The organism is Pseudomonas sp. SWI44 (assembly GCF_002947915.1).
Classification (GTDB): domain Bacteria; phylum Pseudomonadota; class Gammaproteobacteria; order Pseudomonadales; family Pseudomonadaceae; genus Aquipseudomonas; species Aquipseudomonas taiwanensis.
This window is the reverse complement of sequence record NZ_CP026674.1, coordinates 3,351,619-3,372,479: the sequence shown is the minus strand read 5'-3', so window position 1 is coordinate 3,372,479 and position 20,861 is coordinate 3,351,619. Positions and strand designations below refer to the sequence as shown.

General features: G+C 64.5%; 16 protein-coding genes. 6 read left to right on the top strand and 10 right to left on the bottom strand.

Features of this window, described 5'->3' with window-relative positions:
- Nucleotides 1-3 precede the first annotated feature (3 nt).
- From C4Q26_RS15940 to ycaC, 7 genes are all read right to left on the bottom strand, one after another.
- Nucleotides 4-1,023 carry a DUF2955 domain-containing protein gene (locus tag C4Q26_RS15940; protein ID WP_023382363.1) on the bottom strand — a complete coding sequence of 340 codons (1,020 nt, stop codon included), beginning with the start codon at nucleotides 1,021-1,023 and terminating at the stop codon, nucleotides 4-6.
- Nucleotides 1,013-2,113, bottom strand: a complete 1,101-nt coding sequence (locus C4Q26_RS15935) for an HlyD family secretion protein (RefSeq protein ID WP_027907463.1) — start codon at nucleotides 2,111-2,113, stop codon at nucleotides 1,013-1,015. The genes C4Q26_RS15940 and C4Q26_RS15935 overlap by 11 nt, the downstream gene beginning before the upstream one ends.
- Entirely contained in the window at nucleotides 2,110-3,624 is a 1,515-nt protein-coding gene (locus tag C4Q26_RS15930) for an efflux transporter outer membrane subunit (RefSeq protein WP_104883291.1), read from the bottom strand. Before C4Q26_RS15930 ends, C4Q26_RS15935 begins: the two co-directional genes overlap by 4 nt.
- A 12-nt stretch (nucleotides 3,625-3,636) precedes the next feature.
- Complete coding sequence (locus tag C4Q26_RS15925; RefSeq protein WP_023382366.1) at nucleotides 3,637-4,734, bottom strand: AI-2E family transporter; 1,098 nt, start codon at nucleotides 4,732-4,734, stop codon at nucleotides 3,637-3,639.
- Between the two features lie 82 nt (nucleotides 4,735-4,816).
- Complete coding sequence (locus tag C4Q26_RS15920) at nucleotides 4,817-6,538, bottom strand: monovalent cation:proton antiporter-2 (CPA2) family protein (protein ID WP_081669693.1); 1,722 nt, start codon at nucleotides 6,536-6,538, stop codon at nucleotides 4,817-4,819.
- A 99-nt stretch (nucleotides 6,539-6,637) separates the two neighbouring features.
- Complete coding sequence (gene ppk2 / locus C4Q26_RS15915) at nucleotides 6,638-7,456, bottom strand: polyphosphate kinase 2 (RefSeq protein WP_023382368.1); 819 nt, start codon at nucleotides 7,454-7,456, stop codon at nucleotides 6,638-6,640.
- A 105-nt stretch (nucleotides 7,457-7,561) separates the two neighbouring features.
- Nucleotides 7,562-8,182, bottom strand: a complete 621-nt coding sequence (ycaC, locus tag C4Q26_RS15910) for an isochorismate family cysteine hydrolase YcaC (RefSeq protein WP_023382369.1) — start codon at nucleotides 8,180-8,182, stop codon at nucleotides 7,562-7,564.
- Nucleotides 8,183-8,424: 242 nt separating this feature from the next.
- Here ycaC and C4Q26_RS15905 point away from each other — a divergent pair, with 242 nt between their 5' ends.
- The 3 genes from C4Q26_RS15905 to C4Q26_RS15895 all read left to right on the top strand — a co-directional run bounded on the left by C4Q26_RS15905 (nucleotide 8,425) and on the right by C4Q26_RS15895 (nucleotide 11,854).
- Nucleotides 8,425-8,814 carry a nuclear transport factor 2 family protein gene (locus tag C4Q26_RS15905; protein WP_023382370.1) on the top strand — a complete coding sequence of 130 codons (390 nt, stop codon included), beginning with the start codon at nucleotides 8,425-8,427 and terminating at the stop codon, nucleotides 8,812-8,814.
- Nucleotides 8,815-8,910: 96 nt separating this feature from the next.
- Nucleotides 8,911-10,410 carry a cytosine permease gene (locus C4Q26_RS15900; RefSeq protein ID WP_023382371.1) on the top strand — a complete coding sequence of 500 codons (1,500 nt, stop codon included), beginning with the start codon at nucleotides 8,911-8,913 and terminating at the stop codon, nucleotides 10,408-10,410.
- A gap of 13 nt (nucleotides 10,411-10,423) precedes the next feature.
- The gene (locus C4Q26_RS15895) at nucleotides 10,424-11,854 is read left to right on the top strand and encodes an aldehyde dehydrogenase family protein (RefSeq protein ID WP_023382372.1); all 1,431 of its coding nucleotides are present in this window, start codon (nucleotides 10,424-10,426) and stop codon (nucleotides 11,852-11,854) included.
- Between the two features lie 569 nt (nucleotides 11,855-12,423).
- Here C4Q26_RS15895 and C4Q26_RS15890 read toward each other — a convergent pair.
- Genes C4Q26_RS15890 through C4Q26_RS15880 form a run of 3 tightly spaced genes read right to left on the bottom strand, consistent with a single transcriptional unit; the run spans nucleotide 12,424 to nucleotide 16,603 of the window.
- Complete coding sequence (locus tag C4Q26_RS15890; RefSeq protein ID WP_023382373.1) at nucleotides 12,424-14,826, bottom strand: DUF3772 domain-containing protein; 2,403 nt, start codon at nucleotides 14,824-14,826, stop codon at nucleotides 12,424-12,426.
- 56 nt (nucleotides 14,827-14,882) lie between these two features.
- Nucleotides 14,883-15,941 carry a bifunctional DNA-binding transcriptional regulator/O6-methylguanine-DNA methyltransferase Ada gene (gene ada / locus C4Q26_RS15885; RefSeq protein ID WP_104884050.1) on the bottom strand — a complete coding sequence of 353 codons (1,059 nt, stop codon included), beginning with the start codon at nucleotides 15,939-15,941 and terminating at the stop codon, nucleotides 14,883-14,885.
- A gap of 35 nt (nucleotides 15,942-15,976) precedes the next feature.
- Nucleotides 15,977-16,603, bottom strand: a complete 627-nt coding sequence (locus C4Q26_RS15880; RefSeq protein WP_104881252.1) for a DNA-3-methyladenine glycosylase — start codon at nucleotides 16,601-16,603, stop codon at nucleotides 15,977-15,979.
- A gap of 173 nt (nucleotides 16,604-16,776) precedes the next feature.
- Here C4Q26_RS15880 and C4Q26_RS15875 point away from each other — a divergent pair, with 173 nt between their 5' ends.
- The 3 genes from C4Q26_RS15875 to C4Q26_RS15865 all read left to right on the top strand — a co-directional run bounded on the left by C4Q26_RS15875 (nucleotide 16,777) and on the right by C4Q26_RS15865 (nucleotide 20,803).
- Nucleotides 16,777-17,292, top strand: coding sequence for a sigma-70 family RNA polymerase sigma factor (locus C4Q26_RS15875; protein WP_104883290.1), 516 nt, complete (start codon nucleotides 16,777-16,779; stop codon nucleotides 17,290-17,292).
- The gene (locus tag C4Q26_RS15870; RefSeq protein ID WP_104883289.1) at nucleotides 17,279-18,235 is read left to right on the top strand and encodes a DUF4880 domain-containing protein; all 957 of its coding nucleotides are present in this window, start codon (nucleotides 17,279-17,281) and stop codon (nucleotides 18,233-18,235) included. The genes C4Q26_RS15875 and C4Q26_RS15870 overlap by 14 nt, the downstream gene beginning before the upstream one ends.
- Nucleotides 18,236-18,331: 96 nt before the next feature.
- Entirely contained in the window at nucleotides 18,332-20,803 is a 2,472-nt protein-coding gene (locus C4Q26_RS15865; RefSeq protein WP_023382378.1) for a TonB-dependent receptor, read from the top strand.
- Nucleotides 20,804-20,861 lie beyond the last annotated feature (58 nt).

Genomic DNA, 20,861 nt, shown 5'->3' with positions numbered 1-20,861 from the left:
ACATCACGGCGTGACGACCTGCCTGGCACGACGCCTGTCGATCCAGATCAGCATCGCGCTGGCATACAACGACACCGCGACGAACAGTGCCATGCGCACGGCAAACGCACGGTACACATCCTGCCCGGCTGCACTGTCCTGCACCGATTGCCCCAGAAGGATCAGGAACGTCGTCAGGCAACTGATCCAAAAAGCCGGCGTCTGCTGCGTCATCACTGCCTGGTAGAGCCTGCGCGCCTGCCAAAGACAGAACAGCAGCCCCCACAAGAAGAACATCCACAGGTGCACGAACAGGCCAAGCGCACCCCACAGCAGGATCGCCAGCGCCCCGGCCAGCAGGGTCGAACCGATCAATTCGCGGCTGGCATGCCGCGCGTGGGTCTCGCCGGCCTGTTGCCCCAAGCTCACCGATTTCATGATCAGCGGCATGAACGTGTCCGGTGCGATCAATGCCAACAGAAACGCTGGCATCACGATCAGGGTGGCACGCAAGGCCACCCACCCAACCTCATTGTCATTCAGCCGTGCCGGGGGGGATGGGACGGGAGCATCGGCAGGTTCGGGGAACAACAGATGCGCCAGGGCACAGCCCAGGGTTGCCAGGAGCATGCCCTTGGCCATGGCCTCGACCACCGACAGCGCCAGGGTGAAGTCACTTGTGCCTGCCGCGGCGATCATGGTCAGGCCGATGACCAGCAGGTTCGCCAGCAAGCCGTTGCCCCCCAGCAGGGCATAGCGCAGTACCAGGTATACGCCGGTGCCAACCACCAGCACCCCGCTGACCGGGGCATGGCGCAGCAACGGAATCAGCAACAGGCCACTGCCGCAACTGAGCAGCACCAGCAGTGCCAGCAACGGCGCGGCGCGCAACGGCAGAGGTTGGCTGCGCATCGCCAGCAGCAGCACGGCGAACACAGGCGCCAGAATCGGCACCGGCAGGCCAAGGCCGAAACTGACCGCCAGGCACAACGCCGTGCCCCACGCCAAGCGCAGGGCGCGCAAGCGACGCAGCTCAATAGGCATAGGACATCCAGCTCATCAGCCACATGAACACCCTGGCCAACAGGTTCAGCGGGTTGCCTTCGCGAGGCAGCGCCATGACTTCGGCCTGACCGCCTACCCGCAGGCCGGCAGCGCTTTGCAGCTGATCGCGTTCCAGCTCGACGATTACCGGAAAGCGTTGCGCCGAACGCAACCACTCACGGCTGTTCTGCACCGTCGGTAAGCTGCCCGGCGGGGTACTCTGACCAACGCTCACGCCACGGCCAATACTGCGCACACGCCCGCGCAGCACCTTGCCCGGTAGTGCATCGAGCACCACCAGTACCGGCGTACCGGACTGCAGGTAGCCAAGGTTGTTCTCGGTCATGTCGGCACTTATCCACAGATCATGGATGGCGATCAGGGTCATCATCGGGCTGCCTGCCGCGACGTAGTGGCCCACATCGGTACGCAGGTCGGTGATCAGGCCATTGGCCTCGGCCCGTACCACGGTGCGCGCCAGGTCCAAACGGGCCTTTTGCACATTGGCCGCGGCACTGCGCAACTGGGCGTTGTCCGCTTCAGCCCCGCCCTGCTGTTCACGGGCCCGCTCGACTTCCGCGCGGGCTGCGGCGACCTGGCTGATGGCCTGGTCGCGGGTCGCCTGGGCCCCTTCCAGACGCCGCACCGACACCGTGCCGGGGTCCTCGTCGATCAGCCGCTTCAACCGTTCGGCATCTTGCCGCGCCTTGCGCTCGTTGGCCTGGGCGGCCACCAGCGCGGCCTGGGCCGAGTCGATGCCAGCAGTATGGGCGCCGATCTGCCGGCGCATGGTGTCCAGGTCCGCTTCGGCCCGTGCCAACGCGATGCGGTACTGCTCGGGGTCCAGTTCGAACAGCACATCGCCCCTGCGCACTTCCTGGTTGTTGCCCACCGCCACCCGCCTGATCTGGCCTGCCACTTCGGCACTGACCGGTACCACGTAGGCCTGCAAGCGGGCCTGCTGGGTGTAAGGCGTGAAGCGGTCGGCCAGCAGGTACCAGACCAGGCTGACGACAATCAGCAGCAGCACCCAGCGCATGCCCCGGTCCGGTGCTGCTGGTGTCGGCGGTGTACCCTGGGCGTCGCTCATCTTCGCGTACCTGTTTCCTGATGTTCAGGGGCTGGCCCATCGAGCAGCGTTCCCCAGTCGGTGCGTTGTTGCATCTGCTGGCGGGTCGCCGGCGGGATCGGCTCACCAACCTGCTCCCAGCCTCCACCTAGCGCCTTGTACAGGCTCACCAGGCTGCTGACGGCGTTGCCTCGGCTGACCAGGTAGCCGTCCTGCTGCTGCAACAGCAGCTGCTGGGCATCGAGCACCCGCTGAAAATCGGCGAAGCCCTCACGGTACTGCGAGCTGGCCAAGCTCAACGAACGTTGCGCGGCCTGCGACGCCTGCTGGCGAATACCGGCGCTTTCCAGCGAGCGCACCAGGCCGCTGGCGGCATCGTCCGCCTCGCGTGCAGCGTCGCGCACATTCTGGTGATACCGCTCGATCAACTGCTGCAAACGCGCATCCTCCACCCGCACGGCGTTCTTGCGCCGGCCATAGTCGAACGGGTTCCAGATCAGGCTCGGTCCGGCTGCGAGGTCGAACGTATCGGGCACGTGATTGGCCGTGACGAAGCTCCAGCCAATGCTGCCCAGCAAGCTCAACGACGGATAAAGATCAGCCTCGGCCACGCCCACCAGGGCCGACTGCGCCGCCACCGCCTGCTCGGCGGCGCGGATATCCGGGCGGCGTTGCAGCAGGTTGGCGGGCACGTCCTGCAGAACCGCCCGATCCGGCAGAGGCAACTGGCCATGGCGCGCTTCGAGCTCCGGCAACGGACCAGGCGGCCGGCCGATCAGCGAACACAGCACATTTCGCAAGGCATTCACCTGGTTCTGGAACTCGGGAATGGTCGCCTGGGTGGCCAGGTACTGCGTGCGCGCCTGCTGCCAGTCCAGCTCGTCGTTTTCGCCATGGCGGAACAACCGCTCGGTGATTTCCAGGCTGCGGGCCTGGCGCCTAGCGTTTTCTTGGGCGATGGCCAGGCGCGCCTCGGCGGTGCGCAAGCCGAAATAGGTGTCGGCCACCTGCGCGCGCAGCAGCACCATGGCGTCGGCATAGTTGGCCTGGGAGGCGAAGTAGGCGGCATCGGCCGACTCGATGGCGCGGCTGAATCGTCCCCAGAAATCCACCTCCCAGGCAATGTCGAAACCCAGGCTGGACTGCCAGAACACCGAGTCACGAGCGGTCGGGGTGCCGGACTGGTCCTGCTTGAGGTACAGGCTTTGCGCACGTAACTGCTGCAACTGGGGATAGCGTCCGGTCTGCACAATGGCCAGTTGCGCACGTGCCTCGACGATGCGCAGGCCTGCCACCCGCAGGTTGGTATTCTGAGCGTCAGCCTCGGCAATCAGCGCATCCAGCGTCGGGTCGGCGAACACCGCCCACCACCGGCTCAGATCAGGTGTCGGTGCGGTACGCCCCGTCTGTTCCAGCAGGGGTGTGCTCCAGCCTTGCAACCACCGGTCCTGGGGCGCCGCGAAATCCGGGCCGACCTGGCTACAGCCGGTGAGCACCAACAACAGGATCAGGCCATGGCAGCGCTTGGGCATGACTGGCCTGGCTCATGCTGCTGGCGGCACAGGTTGCTCCGGCACCTGCAACGCCACCCACTGCCAGAAAAGCACATAGGCAACGCCGAGGATGACCGGGCCTATGAACAAACCGATGATGCCCTTGACCACCATGCCGCCCAAGGCTCCGATCAACACCACCGGCATCGGCACGTCCACCCCGCGCCCCAGCAGCAGCGGTTTGAGCACGTTGTCGGCAAGCCCCGCGACGAAGGTGTAGACGGCAAAGACAATGGTCGCAGCGGTGAAACCCTCGACATTGAATACGTAGATGATCACCGGAACGGTCACCAGGGTCGCTGGCGCCTGGGCGATCCCCAGCATCAACACAACGATCGCCAACATGCCCGCCCCCGGCACGCCCTTGACCACGAAACCGACGCCAATCAGCAGCATCTGGATAAAGGCGATGCCAATCACGCCCTGGGCGACCGCCCGTATCGTCGCGGTGCACAGTTTGGCCAACGGCTTGCCGCGCTCTTCGCCGGATACCCGCATGGCGATGCGCTGTGCTGCAATCTCGCCACGCTCGCCGAAGGCCATGATCACACCCGAGATGATCACGGCACCGATGAACAACAGGAACGCCCCGCCCGCACTCGCCGCGGCGCCCAGCATGCTCAGCCCTACGCCTTTGAGATGTGGCATCAGGTTGTTCATCACCGGGGCCAGGCTTTCGGAAGCCGACTGCCAGAAGGCATACAGCCGAGGGCCGATGAGGGGCCAGCCTGCCACTGATTCCGGTGGCGCAGGCACACTCCAACCGCCCTCCTTGAGCAGCGCCACCAGGCTATGAACGGACTCGCCAATGGAAACCACCACCAGATAGATCGGGACCAACAACACCACCAGCACGAGCAAGACCACGAGCGTTGCGACATACCCGTTTTTCAGACCGATACGGCGCTTGATCCGGCTATAAAGCGGATACAAGGTGACCGCCAGGATCACCGCCCAGAGCATTAGCTCCAGAAACGGCTCGAACACCTGAAAGGCAAAGATCACCAGGGCCGCCACCAGCCCGGCCTTGATCAGCACGTCGAGCAGCCCTCGCGACAGGGCGCTGTCCAGCTTGAAACCCGACTGCATGGTTCACCTCCTGGCCGCATTCAGCGGATGAACGATCAGTGCGCCCCATGGCGCGTGTCTGTGCTGCGAAGCTTCAGGGCGCTCAGCGAGCACCTGGAAAATCACCCTTGCCGTGCTGCTGATCCAGCAGCCTGCGTGCCTCTTGCCGTTGGTATCGCTGAACCCAGGCCGACGCCTGCTCTTCGCTGTACCCCAACGCGATAAGGGCCCGGCGCGCCATCTCCAGGCTGGAATGGAAGGTCTCGCGCACTGGATCGACGCCCATGGCAAGCAGCCGCAGCGCCTCCTGGCTGTCACGCGCAGCGGCGATCACTGGGGTCTGTGGATAAAGATGCGCCAGCACATCGGCAGCCTTGAGGTTGGCCTGCGGGTCGTCGGTAGCGACGATCACCAGCTTGGCCTGGTCGACCCTGGCCGCCCGCAGGATCTCCGAGCGAGACGGGTCGCCAAAGAACACCAGTGGGCCATCCGGCTCGCTGCTGCGGCTTACTGACTCGATCGAAGTGTCCAGCGCCACCAGGCGCACGCCCTCGCCATGCAGCATGCGCACGATGGCACCGCCCATGCGCCCGAGGCCGGCCACCACTACCTGGGGTGTTTCGTCGACTTCCGGCAGGGCCGCAGCGGCTGCGGCCACCGTCGCGTCATCGCGCAACTGGCGGGCCAGGGCCATCATCACCAGCGGCACCACGGCCATCGACAGGGTGATGGCGAGCACCAGCAGGTCGTGTACCTGCTGCTCCAGCACTCGATGCTCCAACGCCAGCTTGAACACCACGAAGGCGAACTCACCGCCCGAGGCCAGCACCACCGCCAGGCACAGTGCCTGGGCCCGCTCCAGGCCGCCCGCGGTGCGTCCAAGCATGAACAGCAGCGGTAACTTGACCCCCACCAGCAACACGGTGAGCCCCAACACTTGCACCGGCATGCTCAGCAGCAGGCGCAAGTCGGCGGTCATCCCCACGCCGACGAAGAACAGCCCCAACAGCAGCCCCTTGAGTGGCTCGACCTGGGACTCCAACTCATGGCGAAACGGCGAATCGGCCATCACCACACCCGCGAGGAAAGCGCCCAAGGCCATGGAAACCCCGACATGCTCCATTACCCAGGCGGTGCCCAGCACCACCAGCAATGCCGTAGCGGTCGACAGTTCATGCAGCCCCGAGCCGACGGTCCAGCGGAATACCGGTTGCAGCAGGTAGCGACCCGTCACGATCACCAAACCAACGCCCAATGCCACCGCCAACAATGGCCAACTACCCTCCTCCGGCGGACTGATACCGGTACCAAGCAGGGGTACCACGGCGATCAGCGGAATGGCCGCGATGTCCTGGAACAACAGGATACTCACAGCCAGTCGCCCTTGCGGCTTACCCAGTTCCCGGCGCTCTGCCAGCACCTGCAAACCGAAGGCGGTGGACGACAGCGCCAGGCCCAGGCCCAGCACAATCGCCGCCGCCCTCGGCTGGCCGAACACCAGGTACGCCAGCAACCCCAGCACCACGGCGGTCAGCGCCACCTGCAGCGAGCCAACGCCGAACAGCGACCGGCGCATGGTCCACAGGCGGCGCGGCGAAAGCTCCAGGCCAATCACGAACAACAGCATCACCACGCCCATTTCGGAGAGGCGGGAAACGTTCTCGGGATGGTTGATCAAGCCCAACATGGATGGGCCGATGAGGATACCGGCCAGCAGATAGCCCGGTACCGCCCCCAGTTTCAGACGCTGCGCCAGTGGCACCAACAGCACCACGGCCAGCAAGAAGACCACTGTCGCCTGTAGCAGACTGCCGTCGTGTGGCATGGCCGCTTATCCCCTGGCTTTGTCGGAAGCGAACCCCGACTGTCGATACGGACCCTCTTGCCAACGCCGACTGCCAACTGACGGGCTGTTTCACACGTGTCAAAACCGTTCCGGCACCACCTTGAAGGGGTAGTCCACGGACTTGTACTTGCCGATCTTGCCGCGCTTGGGCAGCTTGACGATCTCTTCGCGGGTCACGTCCTTGTACTCGATGCGCGACAGCAGGTGGCTGATGATATTGAGCCGCGCGCGCCGCTTGTCATTGGAGTGCGCCATGAACCAGGGCGCCCAGGATGAGTCCGAGGCGGCGAACATTTCGTCACGGGCATGGGTGTAGTCGTCCCAACGTGAATAGGACTTCAGGTCCATCGGCGACAGCTTCCACAGTTTGCGCCCATCGTTGATGCGGTCCTGCAGCCGTCGGGTCTGCTCCTCTGCACTGACTTCAAGCCAGTACTTGATCAGAATGATCCCAGACTCGACCATCATCTTCTCGAACAGCGGCACCACGGTGAGGAACTTGTTGGCTTGCTCCTCGGTGCAGAACCCCATCACCCGCTCGACCCCGGCGCGGTTGTACCAGCTGCGGTCGAAGATCACCACCTCGCCAGCGGCAGGCAGGTGGCCCAGGTAGCGTTGCACGTACATCTGGGTCTTTTCCCGCTCGGTGGGTGCCGGTAACGCAACCACCCGAAAGACTCGTGGACTGACCCGCTCGGTGATGGCCTTGATGGTCCCGCCCTTGCCCGCGCCATCACGGCCTTCGAAAACGATGCATACCTTAAGGCCCTTGGCCACGACCCATTCCTGAAGCTTGACCAGTTCGACGTGCAGGGACTTGAGCGCTTTCTCATAGTCCTTGCCGCTGAGCTTTTCGTCGGATGACTGGGTGGCTTTCTTTTTGGCCGACTTGGACATGGCCTGCTCCCGGAGGCGAATGATGACTGAGTATGGTCGATTAATGGGGGTTTGCTGGATGGCTCGCGGGGCTCGCTGCTGCCCCGCAAGCGTCGCACCGCTGCTTTACTTGGCCAGCTTGTTGTAACTGGTCATCAGGTTGCGGTAGTCGGGGATGTGGTTGGAGAACAGCGTTCCCAGCCCTTCGATGTCGTTGCGCCAGTCGCGGTGCAACTCGCAGGCCACGCCGAACCAGGTCATCAGCTGTGCCCCGGCCGCTTCCATGCGGCGCCAGGCCGAGTCGCGGGTGAGTTCGTTGAAAGTGCCGGAGGCGTCGGTGACGACGAACACCTCGAAGCCTTCTTCCAGTGCCGACAGCGCCGGGAAGGCCACGCACACCTCGGTGACCACGCCGGCGATGATCAGTTGTTTCTTGCCGGTCGCTTTCACCGCCTTGACGAAGTCTTCGTTGTCCCAGGCGTTGATGTTGCCGGGACGGGCGATGTACGGGGCGTCGGGGAACTGCGCCTTGAGCTCGGGCACCAGCGGGCCATTGGGGCCGGTTTCGAAACTGGTGGTGAGGATGGTGGGCAGCTTGAAGTACTTGGCCAGGTCCGACAGGGCCAGCACGTTGTTCTTGAAACGGTCGGGGTCGATATCCCGTACCAGCGAGAGCAGGCCGGCCTGGTGGTCGACCAGCAGTACCGCGGCATCGTTCTTGTCCAGGCGCTTGTATTGGAACGTCATGGCGCAACTCCTTGCTTCTGTGCGTGGGTAATTCAGCGTAGGCAAGGATGCGCAGACAGGATGACCGCCAGTCGGCAAGGGCTGCGCAGCGCGCTGGTTTCGGCAATACGCCACGGATGGGCATCCTCCCCTGGTCACTTCACAAATTCCTGAACTAATTATTTCCTGCCAGCGATTTTTCCCGTCAGCGCCCCCCACCAGAATCGCTTCACCACAATCACAAAAACCGTGAGGCCACTCCCGTGGACCAGACACTCCAGGTACGGCAGGCCGCTGCCGACCTCGTCGAAGCCTTCGCCAGCAACGATACCGCCCGCTACTTCGCCTGCTTCAGCGAAGACGCCACCTTCCTGTTCCATACCTTGCCGCAGCCGCTGCTTTCTCGTCGCGCCTACGAAGACCTCTGGGCGCAATGGCAAGCCGAAGGGTTCGCCGTGCTGGCGTGCCGGTCGAGCAATGTGCATGTGAGCCTGCAAGGCGATGTGGCGGTGTTCATGCACGATGTCGCCACGCATATCCGCATGGCCGATCAAGAGCACCAACTGGCCGAGCGCGAAACCATCGTGTTCCGTCGCCAGGGCGAACGCTGGCTGGCGTGCCACGAGCACTTGTCGGTCGTCACCGCCGCCTGACCTACACCTTTTACGCGGCCTTGCCGCTCTGCCATCGCACCCACAAGAGGGTCCGCGCACCGCGCCGACCTACAACAACCGCGCTGGAGCATCATCATGAGCCACTCGACCGGTATCGAGACCAATGGCGTCGAACAGATCCCCGACGATCAACGCGACGCTTCCCCACTGGACCTGTTCCGCCTGATCTTCGGCGGCGCCAACACATTCGCCACGGCGGTACTGGGCAGCTTCCCGGTGCTGTTCGGGCTGTCGTTTCAGGCCGGGGTCTGGGCCATTGTGCTGGGCGTCGGTGTCGGTTCGCTGATCCTTGCGCCAATGGGCCTGTTCGGTGCACTCAACGGCACCAACAACGCAGTGTCCTCGGGCGCGCACTTCGGCGTGCATGGACGAATCGTCGGGTCGTTCCTCTCACTGCTCACGGCAGTGGCGTTCTTCTCGCTGTCGGTCTGGAGTTCGGGCGACGCCCTGGTAGGTGGTGCCAAGCGCCTGGCCGGGCTGCCGGAAACCGACCTCACCCTGGGCCTAGCCTACGGTCTGTTCGCCGTGCTGGTGCTGGTAGTGTGCATCTTCGGCTTCCGCTTCATGCTGTGGGTCAACAAGATTGCCGTGTGGGCGTCGAGCCTGCTGTTCCTGCTGGGCATCTTCGCCTTTGCCGGGCCTTTCGACGCGGACTTTGCCGGTAGCGTGAACCTCGGCCAGCCTGGCTTCTGGGCAGCGTTCGTCGGTGCAGCGATCCTGGCCATGAGCAACCCGGTGTCGTTCGGCGCCTTTCTTGGCGACTGGTCGCGCTACATCCCGCGGGAAACGCCAAAGGCACGCATCATGCTGGCGGTCATCGCCGCCCAGGTCGCAACGCTGATCCCGTTCCTGTTCGGCCTGTGCACCGCCACCCTGGTGGCCAGCCAGGCGCCCGACTACATCGCCGCCAACAACTACGTCGGCGGCCTGCTGGCGATTTCGCCTAGCTGGTTCTTCCTGCCGGTATGCCTGATCGCGGTGATCGGCGGCATGTCGACCGGCACCACCGCGCTGTACGGCACCGGCCTGGACATGTCCAGCGTGTTCCCACGCCTGCTCAGCCGCGCCGGGGCGACCCTGCTGATCGGCGTAGCCGCGATCGCCTTCATCTTCATCGGTCGCTTCACCTTCAACCTGGTGCAGAGCGTGTCGACCTTCGCCGTGCTGATCATCACCTGTACCAGCCCTTGGATGGTGATCATGATCCTTGGCCTGATCACCCGCCGTGGCTTCTACCACGCCGACGACCTGCAAGTGTTCACCCGCGGCCAGCGCGGCGGTCACTACTGGTTCCTGCACGGCTGGAACTGGCGAGGCATGGGCGCATGGATCCCGAGTGCGGCGGTGGGCCTGTGCTTCGTGAACCTGCCTGGGCAATTCGTCGGCCCGCTGGGCGACCTGGCTGGCGGCATCGACCTGAGCTTGCCGGTGACCCTCGGGCTGGCCGGAGTGCTGTACCTCATTCTGCTCAACGTGTTCCCTGAACCTGCAGGCGTGTATGGCCCCAATGGCCCTCGCTGGGTGCCCAGCAAACGCACCCCGCACCTGCCCGTAACCACTGCCGAAATGGCCTGACCGGAGTCCGACCATGACCCATTCCCACTACATCGCTGGCCGCTGGGTCGAAGGCCAGGGCAGCGATTGCATCACCGTCAACGACCCGTCGCTCGGCCAGCCGTTCGCCGAGCTGAGGGCCGCCAGCGTGGCCCAGGTCGACCAGGCGGTCGCCGCCGCCCGCCAGGCACTGACCACCTGGAAAGCCGTCAGCGCCGCCGCACGCGCGGCGTTCCTGCGCGGCTTTGCCGAGCAGCTTGGGCAACGCCGTGAAGAGCTGATCGGCTTGCAGATGCGCAATAACGGCAAGCCACGCCACGAGGCCGAAATTGACCTGGACGACGCCGTGGCCACCTTTGCCTACTACGCCGACCTCGCCGAACAGCTGCCGGCAAAGAACCGCGACGTGCCACTGGCCGCGCCCGGCTTCACCGCCCGCACGCGGCTGGAGCCGGTGGGCGTGGTGGGCCTGATCGTACCGTGGAACTTCCCATTGGTGACCAGCGCCTGGAAGCTCGCCCCAGCCCTAGCGGCCGGCTGCACCGTGGTGCTCAAGCCATCGGAAGTGACCCCGCTTATCGAACAGGCCTACGGCCAGATCGCCGACACCCTGGGCCTGCCTGCAGGGGTGCTGAACATCGTCAACGGCAAGGCTGAAACCGGCGCTGCCCTGAGCGGCCACAACGGCCTGGACAAACTGTCGTTCACCGGCAGCAACAGTGTTGGCAGCCAGGTGATGCGCAGCGCTTCGGCCCAGTGCCGGCCGGTGACGCTGGAGCTGGGTGGTAAATCGGCCATCGTGGTGTTCGATGATTGCGATGTCGACCAGGCGGTCGATTGGATCGTCGCGGGTATCACCTGGAATGCCGGGCAGATGTGCTCTGCCACCTCACGACTGCTGGTGCAGGACGGCATCGCCGATGCATTGCTGCCGCGCCTGCAGCAAGCCTTGGACAAGCTGCGGGTTGGCAATCCGCTGATTGAGGAAGTGGACATGGGGCCGCTGACTAGCCAGGCGCAATGGCTGAAAGTGGCCAGTTACTTCGCCACGGCGCGTGAAGAGGGCTTGCAGTGCCTGGCCGGTGGCAAGGCGCTGGACCGTGACGGTTGGTTCGTCAGCCCCACGCTGTATGCCGAGGTACCGAAGGACAGCCGCCTGTGGACGGAAGAAATCTTCGGGCCGGTGCTCTGTGCTCGTCGCTTCTCGACCGAAGCGCAGGCGATTGCCGAAGCCAATGACAGCCGCTTTGGCCTGGTCGCTACCGTCTGCTCCGCCGACCTTGAGCGCGCCGAGCGTGTGGCCGATGCGCTGGAGGTCGGGCACGTGTGGATCAACTCGGTGCAGGCGGTGTTCGTCGAAACGTCGTGGGGCGGGACCAAGGGCAGCGGCATCGGGCGCGAGCTCGGGCCTTGGGGGTTGTCGGGGTATCTGTCGGTCAAGCATGTGACGCGCTGCTTGGGTTAAGGGCAATACGGGGGCTAGCCAGACCAGCTTGGGTGCCTGGGAGACCGAGCGCCGCCTGCGCGGCGCATCGCGAGCAAGGCTCGCTCCTACGAGTCGCGCGCGTCTTTCACTGCCGTTACTGGCCCGAAACAAACGTAGGCGCGAGCCTTGCTCGCGATGCGCTACGAGTCGCGCGCGCCCGTCACTGCCGTTACTGGCCCGAAACAAACGTAGGAGCGAGCCTTGCTCGCGATGCGCCGCGCGGGCGGCGCTCGATTTGCGCCCCCCCACAAATCCCAAGCCAGCCCCCAGAGCAGCCCCACACCTCATGCCTGTTCGTCAGCCGGACCCCACGTCGCCACTGACCGCGATCACCACACCGCTGGCCGGCGCACCCAGAATCGACAGCGCGCCACCCGTGCGACGCATCGCGAGCAAGGCTCGCTCCTACGAGTCGCGCGCGTCTTTCACTGCCGTTACTGGCCCGAAACAAACGTAGGAGCGAGCCTTGCTCGCGATGCGCCGCGCGGGCGGCGCTCGATTTGCGCCCCCCACAAATCCCAAGCCAGCCCCAAGAGCAGCCCCACACCTCATGCCTGTTCGTCAGCCGGACGCGCCCCCTCCTGCACTAGCACCATACTCTGCGGCGAAGACAGGGAAATCCCTTCGTCACGCAAGCGGCCCAGGATGGTGAACAGCAGATCACTGCGCGTCCCCGACACCTGGCGCGGCCCCGCTACATAGCCACTGACCGCGATCACCATGCCGCTGGCCGTGAGATCCTTGAAGGTCACCGAACTGGCCGGCGCATCCAGAATCGACTCGTGCTCGCGATACGCCGCCAGCAACAACTCACGCACCCGATTGGCATCGGTCTCCAACGGCAGGGTCAGGCTGATGCCGACCACACCCAGGGCATTGCCCATGGTGACGTTACGCACGTTCTGCGAAATGAACTGCGAGTTGGGCACGATCACCGTCGAACGGTCAGACATCTGGATTTCGGTGGCGCGCACGTTGATACGGCGAATATCACCCTCGACCCCAGCCAAGCTGACCCAATCACCCACCTTGACCGGACGCTCGGTGAGTAGAATCAGGCCAGATATGAAGTTCTGCACGATCTGCTGCAAGCCGAAACCGATACCAACCGACAGGGCACTGACTACCCAGGTCAGGCTGGTCAGGTTGATGCGCAAGGTCGACATCACCAGCATGGCCAGGAACAGGAAGCCCAGGTAACCGACCAGGGTCACCAGGGACGCGCGCATGCCGGCATCCATGTCGGTCTCCGGCAGCAGGCGCTCGCTCAGCCAACGCTTGACCACGCGGATACCAAACAGGCCGCCGAAGAACATCACCAAGGCCAGCAGGATGTCTTGCGGCACGATGTTCAGGTTGCCCAGCACCTTGCCGCCCGTGCCATCCCAGTCGCCCAAGCTCAACAGCAGCTCGCCCGGGCTGGTGCCCGATGGCATCAGCGCCAGCAACAACGCCAGGAACAACAGCGCGGTGCGACCGATACCGGCCAGGATAGTGCTGGCCTGGGCCTGGTGACGCGGCGCAAGGCCCAGCGCCGAGGCCAGGGCCAGGCCGCCAGGCTGGCGTGGCGACAGCAAGGTTTCGCAGAGGTCTCCCAGGAATGTGGTCAGCAGGTAGGCGCAGGTGGCGACCACGCTGATCCACAGCAACTTGGCCGTGAGGAAATAGGCCAAGGTCAGGTAGCCGGCGAGCAGCGCCAACAGAATCAGCCCCACCCACACCACGATCACGAAGGGTATCAACCCGGCCAAGCCGGTCGGGCGCTCCAGCTCATGCTTGCGCAGGGTACGACGGTAGCGCAGCAGCGCTGCCGAGAAGATCAGCGCCACCACCAGCGCGGTCAGGCCGTTGGTGGCGACGGTCAGCGCCAGACTGGAGCCGATCACGCTGTTGATGCGCTCCTGGGTCAGCATCACCATCAGCGCCAGGGCCAGCAGCTTGGGGAACCAACCCAGGGCACTGGCGACTTCGTCGTGAATCGGCGGCAAGCGCCAGGACGGGCGCTGCAGCATCAACATGGCGCGGCCCAGTCCCGAAATGAAGGCGCTGAACACGACCAGGGTGAGAATATGATTGGTCAGGCTGGCCAGGTCCGCGCCCAGCTCGGCGCTGCTCTCAAGGCCCCAACGCAGCAGCGAGACGGAGCCTGCGATGGTGCCGAGGGTGGCCAGGCTCACACTCAAGGCCAACGCACTACGCCGCAGACGCCCTTCCGGCAACCAGCGGACCATGGCATCGGCAAGTAGACGTTCGAGTACGCGACGGACCAGCGTCCAGACCAGAATCGCAGCCACCAGACTGGTGATGAACAGCCAGCGATGCTCGGCGCTGAAGGCACTGGCCACCGCATCGGCCGCTTCGCTGCGCAGGTCGCGAAGGCGCAGTACGTCCTCTTCGGTGGGGCGGATCAGCGTTTGCCAGAAAGCCGGGCTCAGTGGGCTGGCAGCGCGACTGGTGACCTGCGAGTTGAACTGGCTGCGGCGCAGGTTGACGATCTGCGTGGACAGGTCACGGGCCGACTGGGTCAGCTTGGTGGCTTGCTCCTGCTCGGCGAGCACTGCCTTGTGCTCGGCTTCGAGCTGCTTGCGCTGCTGGGCAAGGCTCTGGGGTTCATCGGGTTGCGCGGGGCCGATGACCTTGAGCTGGTCGTCGAGTTTCTGCACATCGGTGGCCCGCTGAGAGCTCAGGACATCGGCTTGACGCTGGACCTGAATGGCCGCTTGGCGCAGCTGCGACAGCAAGTCATCGTTGGCGTTGCTGGTCACGCCCTGGCGAATGAAGTCGAGCCGTTCGTTCAATTGGTCAAGGCTGGCGTCTTCAGCCAACACCGGCAATTCACCGCCCGCCAGGTTGGAAACCGGCGTAGCCGGTGCCGACCAGGCTGGGGTGGCCAGCGCCAGCATCAGGGCGATTACGCCCAGGCAATAACGGGCAAGGCTTACACGCCTCATCGAAAATTCCTCTTCACAACGCGATTTGGCGGGGGATTCTACGCTGCTCCAGGCAATCAGGAGAGTGCCGTTTCTCGCGTCAACAACTGGACCTTGCGCTCCACTCCCCAGCGGTAGCCGCTGACATCACCGTCGCGGCGCACTACCCGATGGCACGGAATGGCCACCGCAATGCGGTTGGCGGCGCAGGCCTGCGCCACGGCGCGCATTGCCTTGGGCGCGCCAATGCGCTCGGCGATGTCGGTGTAGCTGACCCGGCTGCCCGCCGGAACTTCGCGCAGGGCCTGCCAGACCCGCTCCTGGAAGGCCGTGCCCTGGACGTCCAGGGGCAATGCCAGGCCGATGGAAGGGGCTTCGACGAACCCCACCACTTCAGCGACCAGTCGTTCGAATTCGCTGTCGCCGCCGATCAGGCTGGCCTTGGGGAACTGGTCCTGGAGCTCATGCAACAGCGCTTCGGGGTCGTCACCCAGCAAAATCGCGCAAATACCCTTCTCGCTTTGCGCCACCAGAATCGCCCCCAGTGAACATTCACCCAGCGCGAAGCGAATCGTCGCGCCAGCGCCGCCAGCCTTGTAGGCCTTGGGCAGCATGCCCAGGCGCTGCCCGGCGGTTTCGTAAAAGCGGCTGTTGGAGTTGTAGCCGGCCTCGTAGATGGCCTCGGTCATCGAGCGTTGCTCATCGCCCAGTTGCTCGCGCAAGGCGCGGGCACGAAATGCGGCGGCATAGGCCTTGGGAGTAAGGCCGGTCTCGGCCTTGAACAGGCGATGCAGGTGAAAAGGGCTGACGGCCAGTTGCGCGGCAAGCTGATCGAGGTTGGCGGCACTGTCGCCAGCTTCGATCAGGCGACAGGCCCGGGCGATCAGCTGGGTGCGCCGAGCCGCTGCAGCGTCATGGTCGACGCCGCAGCGGCGACAAGGTCGGTAGCCGGCCGCTTGAGCCGCTGCGGCATCGTCGAAGAACACGACATTCTCACGCTTGGCCATGCGCGATTTGCAACCAGGGCGGCAGTACACCTGGGTGGTGCGCACGGCATAGACGAAATCGTCGGCGGCTGCACTGTCGCGGCTTTGAACGGCTTGCCAGCGTTGGGCATCGGTGATGTAAAGGCTCATGATTTCCTCTGTCTGTTCTTGCCTGCCGCTGGCTTTCAAGCCCGCCACAGGTACCACGCAGCTACCGTCCGATAGGGGCTCCAGGCGCCGCCGAGCGAGCGCAGCTGTGCGGGCGTCGGTGCCTTGTCCCAGCCTTTGAGCCGGCGGTAACCCTCGCGCACGCCGAAGTCGTCCACCGGCAGGATATCCGAGCGCTCCAGGCAGTAGATCAGCAACATTTCAACGGTCCAGCGCCCTACCCCACGCAAGGCGACCAGACGCTCGATCAACGCATCGTCGGTCAGGCTCAATGCTTCCTGCCGGTCAGGAATCACGCCGTCCATCCTGGCCTGTGCGATGCCATGGATGGTCGCCAGTTTGCTGGCAGAAAAACCGCATGCACGCATCACCTCCGGCGTGGTCGCCAACAGTTGGCTCGGTTCCGGAAACGCCACATCGGGAAACAACGCCAGCAACCGCGCCAGAATCGCCTCAGCGGCGCGGGCATGCAGTTGCTGGTAGGCGATGGCCCGCACCAAGGCTTCATATGGCTCGCGTTCCGGTGTGGCCTGGTGCAAGCACGGGCCGGTGGCGGCAATGTGGCGTGCCCAGTCAGGGTCGAGCGATGCCAGGTAGTCGGTGGCCTCACTAAAGGCTTCGGGTGAAAGGTCGGCCAGAATCATTGGGGGCTCCAGAGGTCCGCTGCGGGTCCAGCTTAGTTCAACCGTCGATCAGGAAAACGCCGGATCTTGCGCGGCTAATTCCGGGACTGCCATTGCCCTGCGCCCAGATCCCCGCATAGAATTGAGAACCATTAACAGTCGCACCTCTTTCACGAGACCGGGCCTTCGTCACGATGCAGATGAACGACACGCTCAAGCCTACCGAGGTCGCGCTGCTCTATCAGTCGCACCATGCCTGGCTTCGCGGTTGGTTGCGCAGCCGGGTCGGTTGCCACGAACACGCCGCCGACCTGGCTCAGGACACCTTCGTGCGCCTGCTGCGTGCGCGCCAGGTTTCACCGCTCAAAGAACCCCGCGCCTACCTCAGCAGTATCGCCCGGGGCCTGATGATCGACCAGTTCCGACGCCGGGCATTGGAACGGGCCTACCTGGAAAGCCTGGCCACCCTGCCAGAGGCGGAAATACCCAGCGAAGAGCACCGGCTGGTCATCCTCGACACCCTCGAACGCCTCGACCGCGCTCTGCAGCAGCTCAAGCCCAGGGTGCGCCAGGCCTTCCTGTTGGCCCAGCTCGATGGCCTGAGCATTGCCCAGATCGCCCTGCGCCTGGACGTATCGCGTGCCACCGTCGAACGCGACCTGGCCAAGGCCCTGGGCGTTTGCTATCGGTTACGCTATGCCGACCTCTGACAGCACCCCGAATCAAGCCCAGGTCGACCAGGCCATCGACTGGCTGGTGCGTCTGCGCTTCGACACCCCCTCCCCGCGCACCCGGCAACGGTTCCAGCAGTGGTTGGCCAGCCATCCGCACAACGCCCATGCCTGGGAACGCGTCAGCCACCTCAGCGATGAACTGGCCGGGCTCCCCAGCGAACTGAGCCGCCGTACCCTGGAGGGCAGCCAGCGCCAGCGCATCAGCCGGCGCGACCACCTCAAGCTGCTGGCCGTTCTGGCGGTCGGTAGCAGCCTGGGCTGGGCCGCGCGCGAGCCCCTGGGCTTGCCGGCGCTGTTGGCCGACACCCACACCAGCACGGGCGAACGCCGTCAACTGCTGGGTAGCGATGGCAGCCGTATCCAGCTCAACACCGCCAGCGCCATCGACCTGCGCTACAGCGACACGCAGCGCGAACTGACGCTGGTGCATGGTGAAGTCAGCCTGGCCTGCAACGCCAACGACAACCGTCCGTTCCTCCTCGGCACGCGGATCGGCGCCTTGTCCACCCGCGACGGGCACTTGCTGCTGCGGGAGAACGACCAAGGTGTATTGCTCGCCGTGCGCAGCGGCGAAGTGACGATGTTCCCCGATTCGAGCGCACCACGCCGGGTGCAGCCCGGCGAAGTGCTTCAGGTTGCTTCGGCGGCTAGCTACGCGCCGGCCACCCTGTATGCCGATCCGTGGGGCTGGACCGATGGCGTGCTGAGCGTGCAGCAGATGCCGCTTGGCGAGTTCGTCGCCGAACTGTCGCGCTATCGCCCTGGCTTGCTGCGCTGTGCGCCTGAGGTGGCGGGCCTGAAAGTGTCCGGCACCTATCAGTTGGCGGACACCGAGCGAATCCTGCTGCTACTGGCGCGCAGCCTGCCTGTGCGCGTCGTTTACCGCACGCGTTACTGGGTCAGCATCGGCGCCGTGTGAAAAAACTCAAAAAATAATGAGGTGGAATCTCATTCTCGTCCGGCCTGAAGGAACAAAAGCCCCAACAGTGGTCTGTGAAACCTTCAGGAGCCGTCCATGATTCACCCGTGTTCCCCTCGTAACGACAGGTTGCGCCATGCCGTGCGCGCCGCGGTGTTCGGCCTTGGCCTGGGCGCTGGCCTGGCCGCTTCGGTGACGGCATTGGCTGCACCGGCCAGCCAGCGCCAACAACTGGACTGGCGCATCGCGGCGGGGCCATTGGCACCGGCACTGGACCAACTGGCGCGCCAAGGCGGCCTGAACCTGTCGTTCGATGCGAACAGCCTGCAGGGAAAGACCACCCAAGGGGTGCAAGGCCGTCATGACGCCGCCCAAGCCCTGTCGATCCTGTTGCAGGGCAGCGATGTGCAAGTGCAGCAGGAAGGCGACAACAGTTTCCTGCTGATCCCGGCCATGGACGTGGGCGACGCGCTGGAGCTCGGTGCCACCAGCATTTCCAGCAATCGCCTGGGCGAGACCACCGAGAACACAGGCTCGTACACCACAGGCGCGGTCACCATCGGCAAGATCCCGCAGTCGTTGCGCCATACGCCGCAATCGGTGAGCGTGGTCACTCGCCAGCGGATCGACGACCAGAACATCACCAACCTGACCAACCTGCTGGAGCAGACTCCCGGCGTGGTGGTCAACTACACCGACAGCGAGCGGGTCCAGTATTTCTCCCGTGGCTTCCTGATCGATGCCATCCAGTACGATGGCGCCACCGTGGTGCAGAGCAGTGGCGGCGGCTCGTTCATCCAGAGCGATTCGGCCTTCATCGACCGTGCCGAAGTATTGCGCGGCGCCACCGGAATGCTGCGTGGCGCGGGTAACCCATCGGGGACCGTGAACCTGGTGCGCAAGCGCCCGACCCATGAGTTCCAGGCTTCCGGCACCGCCACCCTCGGCTCATGGAATGCCCAACGTTACGTCGCCGACATCTCCGGCCCGCTGACCGACACTGGCAACGTGCGTGGCCGAGTGATCGCCGTGCACGACGACCGCGACCTGTTCCAGGACTCGCGCATGGAGCGCAAGGAGGCCTTCGGCGGCTCCCTGGCCTTCGACCTCGATGACAGCACCACGCTGACCACCGGTTTCGAATGGACCAAGCTCGATGCCACCGGCGCCTGGGGCAACCTGCCCGCCGACTATGACGGCTCGCCCCTGCCACTGGGCCGCAGCACCTACCTGGGTGCCGACTGGAACCGCTGGGACCGCAGCAACCTCAACACCTACGCCGAACTCGAACACCATTTCGACAACGACTGGACGCTCAAGCTGATGGCGCTGCGCAGTCATTTCGAGCTGGATGACAATGGCTTCAAGCAAACCTACATGACGCGCGCGCCCGCTCGCTTGAACCCCACCAACAACCCTTACCTGATGCAGTACCAGGTGACCGAGGGCGATGGCGGCGAAAGCCTGCAAAACAACCTCAGCGCCACGCTCAACGGCCCGTTCGACCTGTTTGGCCGCACCCATGAGCTGATGCTCGGGGTCGAACGCATTCGCAACGACTCCTATGCCTCCGGGACCAATCGCGTGGTGTACTCCGACGTGGTCGATATTCGTGACTGGGACCCCAGGACCAGCCTCGACGAGCCGACCATCACCGATATCCCCCACCCGGTGCGCACCCGCACGACCCAGCAAGCCGTGCACGCCACCTGGCGCATTTCGCTGGCCGACCCGCTGACCGCCATCATCGGCGCGCGGGCCAACTGGTACGACTACGAGCAGGAGAACAATGCAGGCGCCAGCGGCAAGTTCAGCGTCGACGAAAAGATCGTGCCTTATGCCGCGCTGATCTACGACCTGAACGACAACTTCAGCGTCTATGCCAGCTACACCGAAATCTTCAACCCTCAGACGGTGGTGGACAAGAACAACAAGGTGCTCGACCCGATCGTCGGCGAAGCTTATGAAACAGGCATCAAGGGCGAGTTTTACGATGGCCGCCTGAACACCTCGCTGGCGTTCTTCCGGATCAACCAGGTGGGTACGCCCATCGACGACACGTCGGTCCCGATCGGCTGCAACGGCAGCACCGGCTACTGCAAGATCGCCTCTGGCAAGAGCCGCAGCGAGGGCATCGACCTGGAAATCTCCGGCGAAGTGCTGCCAGGCTGGCAAGTTACCGGGGGCTACACCTACAACACCACCGAATACGTGAAGAACACCGCCCAGACCAATGGCGACGCGATCCGCACCACCGACCCCGAGCATATGCTGCGCGTGTTCACCAGCTACCGCCTGCCAGGCACGCTCGATGCCTGGACCATCGGCGCCGGTGTGCAGGCACAAAGCGACATTTATTCGCAAAGCGGCAGCGCGAAGGCCACCCAGGCGGGTTATGCGGTGTACAACGGCCTGCTCAAGTACCGTATCAACGACAATTACTCGGTGCAGTTGAACGCGAACAACCTGTTCGACAAGCATTACTACCGCCAGATCGGCACTACCGCGACCGGCTACTACTGGGGCGACCCGCGCAACGTGTCGGTGACCTTGCGCGGAAGCTTCTGACCTGGCCTGCAAGACCTGATCGCTGACGCCTGCAGAACCTGCAGGCGCCGCCTTGCCG